The organism is Mesorhizobium sp. M7A.F.Ca.CA.001.08.2.1, assembly GCF_003998455.1.
Classification (GTDB): Bacteria; Pseudomonadota; Alphaproteobacteria; order Rhizobiales; family Rhizobiaceae; genus Mesorhizobium; species Mesorhizobium ciceri.
Window position 1 is genome coordinate 1 of record NZ_RZPW01000570.1, and the last position, 4,223, is coordinate 4,223.

General features: G+C 64.2%; 3 protein-coding genes and 1 pseudogene. 2 read left to right on the top strand and 2 right to left on the bottom strand.

What is annotated here, in order from left to right; translation table 11 throughout:
* Both EN914_RS39370 and EN914_RS26485 read right to left on the bottom strand, forming a co-directional pair.
* A pseudogene (locus tag EN914_RS39370) lies at positions 1-140 on the bottom strand (MFS transporter); the annotation flags it as partial.
* A 110-nt stretch (positions 141-250) separates the two neighbouring features.
* Positions 251-1,426, bottom strand: coding sequence for an MFS transporter (locus tag EN914_RS26485; RefSeq protein ID WP_013531198.1), 1,176 nt, complete (start codon positions 1,424-1,426; stop codon positions 251-253).
* A 252-nt stretch (positions 1,427-1,678) separates the two neighbouring features.
* Here EN914_RS26485 and EN914_RS26490 point away from each other — a divergent pair, with 252 nt between their 5' ends.
* Positions 1,679-3,256: a trimethylamine methyltransferase family protein gene (locus EN914_RS26490; RefSeq protein WP_024501293.1), complete on the top strand. Its 1,578-nt coding sequence runs from the start codon at positions 1,679-1,681 to the stop codon at positions 3,254-3,256.
* A 254-nt stretch (positions 3,257-3,510) separates the two neighbouring features.
* Positions 3,511-4,223: FAD-binding oxidoreductase (locus EN914_RS26495; RefSeq protein ID WP_164778921.1), on the top strand; the 713-nt coding region annotated here is incomplete at its 3' end.

Below are 4,223 nucleotides of genomic sequence, written 5' to 3' on the forward strand. Positions count from 1 at the left end.
ACGCCCTGGCGCTGCAGGATGAAACTCAGCAGCGGATAGGACAACCCTTGCGCGATGGCGAACACCGAGACGGTCGCGATCACACCGGTGATCGCCGCCCATTGCATCGTCTCGTCCTTGTTCGATTCAACCAAATTCATGTACGCACCGCTGTCGGGCTGCAGGATTAGCGATTGAGTTGCGCAGAGGTAAGCCCCTGGCGGGCGAAAACTGCTTGCTCCAGACAGTGCCTGTCAGGAGGTTGGGCTTATCAGGAAGCTCGGCGCATGGATGAGCGGTACAGCGCGAACATCACCAGCACCGCGTCGAGAGCGGCAATAACCACCGGCAGCCCAAGTGGGCCGATGCCTTGCATGAGCAGGCCCGCACCAGGAGGGCCGACGATGCCACCAACGCCCCACATCAGCGCAAAGGCAGCGTTGCCGGCGACCAGCACAGAGCCCTTGAACCGGCTGCCGAGTTCGACCAATGCCATGGTGTAGACGCCGTAACCGACCGCGCCCATCACCAGCAGCACCACCCAGATCAACGGCGTTGTGATCAGCAGAGACAGCAAAAGCGCGCAAACGGTTGTTGCCAGTGCGCAGACGATGATCATGGCGCGGCCGCCAAAACGCTCCGCCAGAAGGCCGAGTGGTATCTGCAGCAGGATGTTGCCGAGGGAAAGCGCCATCACCAGCGAGGCCAGAACGGCTTCCGCCAGGCCATAGCTGGCGCCGAAGACCGGGACCAGCGCATAGGTGCTCTGCTGGACCGCCGCCGAGACAAGCACGGCAAGCAGCAGCGCCGGCGCCATTTTGGCAAACCCGACAAGGCCGCTGGCAGGCTGGCCGTCATCCTCGAAGCCGGTGAGCTTTGACGAGACGGCGTGCAGGATCACCGCGCAGAGCGCGAAGCCGGCGACGCCGACCATGAAAGGCGCCCAGCCCGACGTACCGAGCAGGGTCAGCGCGAATGGTCCGGCGGCATAACCGGCGCCCATCAGCGTGTTGAACACGCCCATCACCCGGCCGCGCCGCGACGGCGGTGCCAGCGACAGCGCCCACACCTCGCCAAGGATATAAAGCGGATTGATGACCACGCCGATGATGAAGCGGATGACGAACCACGCCACCCAGTCCTGCAGATAGCCGATGCCCAGGAAGCAGAGCGCGCCGATCAGCGAGCAGCCGACCGCCAGGTTGCGCCCGCCGACCAGCCGCACCGCCGCCGGCACGAAGGAAGCCGACAGGATCAGCCCGAGCGGCATCATCGCCGCCGACAGGCCGATCAGCGCCGGCGACATGCCTTGCTTCTGCATCAGCAATGTGAACAGCGGCGAGCTCAGCCCTTGCGCGGCGCCAAACATGGCAAGTGCCGCGGTGACGCCGGCAAGCGCTGCCCATTGCGTTCCTGCTTCGCCTTCGCTCGAGCCGGTCGCGACCATGCTGCCATCCAGATGAACTGCTGGCCATCAGGCCGGCAAGCCAAGTAGCTATCGGTTCGATCCCCGGAAGGAAAGGGCCGGCCACCGAAATCCGCTTGCTCCAACGCGGCAACCTGATCAAGCCGATGTCGCGGCCGGGCACCTGCCGTTCCGGCATGTCGCTTCCCTCGCCCTAGTGGTCGTCGCCTCCGCAATGGCCGGACAGCCGCCGGTCCATTATGCCGCCCGCTATCGCATCCTACGAGGACCATCATGACCGCCGCCCTACAACCCTCAGAACCGGCATTGGCCACCGACCGCGCCCGTCGCGGCGGCCGCGCTGGAAAGCGCGCCGGCGGCTCGGCCGCGTTCGAGCAGCCGGCTTTTCGCCAGTTGAAGAACCCTCTGGCGCCAACCAGGCTGGTCTCCGACGACGAGCTGGAATCGATTCACCTCGCTTCCCTGCGCGTGCTGCGGGAAATCGGCGTCGACGTGCTGCATGACGAGGCCCGCAGCATCATGAAGGCGCATGGCGCCGACGTGCGTGACGGCTCAGAGCGGGTGCGCTTCGACAGCGACATGATCCTCGACCTGGTGTCGCACTGCCCGTCGGAATTCACCATCCATGCCCGCAATCCTGCGCACAATGTGCGCTTCGGCGGCAACAATGTGATCGTCTCGATGATGGCGTCGGCGCCCAATTGCTCCGACATCGATCGCGGCCGCCGGCCCGGCAACCAGCAGGACTACCGCAACTTCCTCAAGCTCGCGCAGATGCACAACATTCTGAACTGCACGGGCGGCTACCCGGTCGAGCCGACCGATATCCATCCATCCGTCCGCCATCTCGAATGCATCCGCGATCTCAGTGTGCTCACCGACAAGGTGTTCCACATCTATTCGCTCGGCAAGGAACGCAATGTCGACGGCATCGAGATCGCCAGGATCGCGCGCGGCATCAGCCACGAGCAGATGCTCGAAGAGCCGTCCGTCTTCACCATCATCAACACCAATTCGCCGCTCAAGCTCGACGTGCCGATGATGGAAGGCATCATCCAGATGTCGAGCAAGGGCCAGGTCGTCGTCGTAACGCCGTTCACCCTGTCGGGTGCGATGGCGCCTGTCACCATCGCCGGCGCACTGGTGCAGCAGAACGCGGAGGCGCTTGCCGGCATTGCCTTCGCCCAGATGGTGCGCAAGGGCGCCCCCGTCGGATATGGCGGCTTCACCTCCAATGTCGACATGAAGTCCGGTTCACCGGCGTTCGGCACGCCGGAATACATGAAGGCGCAGCTCGTCGGCGGCCAGCTTGCCCGCCGCTACAACATCCCCTACCGCACCTCCAACACCTGCGCCGCCAACACGGTCGACGCGCAGGCGGCTTATGAAAGCGTGTTCTCGTTGTGGGGAGCCATCCAGGGCGGCGGCAACCTGATGATGCATGCCGCCGGCTGGCTCGAAGGCGGCCTGCGCTGCTCCTACGAGAAGACCATTCTGGACATTGACCTGCTGCAGATGGTGGCCGAATTCCTGACCCCGCTCGACCTTTCCGAAGAGGCACTCGGCTTCGACGCCATCCAGTCGGTCGGCCCCGGGGGCCATTTCTTCGGCACCCAGCACACGCAGGACCGCTACAAGACCGCCTTCTACTCGCCGATCCTTTCCGACTGGCGCAATTACGAGACCTGGGCGGAAGCCGGCTCACCGACGGCGCTCGAAAAGGCCAACAAGGTCTGGAAGGAGCGGCTGGCGTCCTATGAGGAGCCTTACATGGACCCGGCCATCCGCGAGGAACTCAACGCCTTCGTCGCCAAGCGCCGGTCCGAAGGCGGCGCGCCGACCGATTTTTGATCGGCAGTATTGTTGATGAACGGTCGACCCCCACTCCGTCGAGCTGCGCTCGCCACCTCTCCCCCGATCCACGGGGTAGAGGAAGGGCGCGAGCTTATACCGGCTAGCGCCCTTCCTCTCCCTCCGGAGGGGAGAGAGGTGGCGCTGCGAAGCAGCGACGGAGTGGGGGAAGCCATTCACGAAACACGCAGCCGTCGCGAAACAGGCACGCCCCACTCCCCCGATTCAATCTCTCCAAAAGCGGACCTATCTTGATGAAATCTCACGTAAAAGCGGTTGTCATCGGCGGCGGCGTCGTCGGCTGCTCGGTTCTCTACCACCTGGCCAAGGCCGGCTGGACCGACATCATGCTGATCGAGCGCTCTGAACTCACATCCGGCTCGTCCTGGCACGCGGCGGGCGGCTTCCACACGCTGAACGGCGACCCCAACGTCGCCAAGCTGCAGGCCTATACGGTGCAGCTCTACAAGGAGATCGAGGAGATATCCGGCCAGTCCTGCTCGCTGCATTTGACCGGCGGCGTGATGATGGCCGATACGCCCGAGCGCATGGACTTCCTGCGCCTTGCCCACGCCAAGGGCCGCTATCTCGGCATGGACACAGAGCTGATCACCCCTTCCGAAGCCAAGGCGATGTTCCCGCTGATGGACGAGACCAATTTCGTCGGCGCCATGTGGGATCCGGTCGAAGGCCATCTCGACCCGTCCGGCACCACCATCGCCTATTCAAAGGCGGCGAAAAAACTCGGCGCCGAGATCGTGCTGCGCAACCGCGTCGTGGAATTGACGCAGGAGGTCGACGGCACCTGGAATGTCGTCACCGAACAGGGCACGGTGAAGGCCGAGCATGTCGTCAACTGCGGCGGCCTGTGGGCGCGCGAGATCGGCCGCATGGTCGGCGTCGAGCTGCCGGTTCTTGCCATGGAGCACATGTATCTGCTCACCGAGCCGATGCCGGAGGTCGAGGA